At 62.3% G+C, this 1,089-nt stretch carries 1 protein-coding gene; it reads right to left on the bottom strand.

What is annotated here, in order from left to right:
- Positions 1–1,089 (bottom strand): proton-conducting transporter transmembrane domain-containing protein (locus tag H8F21_RS29340; RefSeq protein WP_268963120.1); only part of this gene is annotated, 1,089 nt, incomplete at both ends.

Below are 1,089 nucleotides of genomic sequence, written 5' to 3'. Positions count from 1 at the left end.
CGCGCTTGCCATTGAAGTAGCTGATCAGGGGCGGGTATTTGAAGCGGCCACGCTTGAGCTGCTTGCGCAGGATCAAATACAGCACCACGCCGCAGCTCATGGCCACCAGGCTCATGATCATCGGCGCGTTCCAGCCGTGCCAGATCGCCAGGCTGTACTCGGGCAGCACGCCGCCTACTACCGGAAGGGCAGCAGCGGCCAGGATCGAACCCACCACCTGGGCCGGGAAGATCCCCACCAGCAGGCAGGTAAACACCAGCAGCTCCACCGGTGCGCGCATCCAGCGCGGCGGCTCGTGGGGCGTATGGGGTAGGTTGGTGGCGGTGGGGCCGAAGAACACATCCACAGTAAAGCGCAGGGCATAGACCACGCTGAACGTACCGGCGAAGGTCGCAATCACCGGCAGCGCGAACTCCACCCAGCCGGACGAGGAAATAAACACGGTTTCGGCAAAGAACAACTCTTTGGACAGGAAGCCATTGAGCAACGGCACCCCGGCCATGGAGGCACTGGCAACCATCGCCAATGTGGCGGTAAACGGAATCAGGCGAACCAAACCACTGAGCTTGCGGATATCCCGCGTGCCGCTTTCGTGATCGATAATACCCGCCGCCATGAACAGCGAGGCCTTGAAGGTGGCGTGGTTAAGAATGTGGAAAACGGCAGCGACGGCTGCCAGCGGGCTGTTAAGGCCCAGCAGCAAGGTGATCAAGCCAAGGTGGCTGATGGTGGAGTAGGCCAGCAGGCCCTTGAGGTCGTTCTGAAAAATCGCGCAGTAAGCGCCGAGGAGTAGAGTAATCGCGCCGGCACCGCCGACGATATAGAACCATTCTTCGCTGCCGGACAGCGACGGCCACAGGCGGGCCAACAGGAACACGCCGGCCTTCACCATCGTTGCCGAATGCAGATACGCCGACACCGGCGTGGGGGCCGCCATCGCGTGGGGCAGCCAGAAGTGGAACGGGAACTGCGCGCTTTTGCTCAAGGCGCCGATCAGCGCCAGGGCCAGCATGATCGGGTACAGCGCGTGGGTGCGAATCTGATCGCCCGCCGCCAGCACCAGATCCAGGTCATAGCTGCCGACAGATC

Origin of the sequence: Pseudomonas arcuscaelestis (assembly GCF_016881005.1) — a bacterium.
In the GTDB taxonomy this organism is placed as follows: domain Bacteria; phylum Pseudomonadota; class Gammaproteobacteria; order Pseudomonadales; family Pseudomonadaceae; genus Aquipseudomonas; species Aquipseudomonas arcuscaelestis.
The sequence above is the reverse complement of the archived record's forward strand: the minus strand, read 5'-3'. Positions and strand labels throughout refer to the sequence as shown.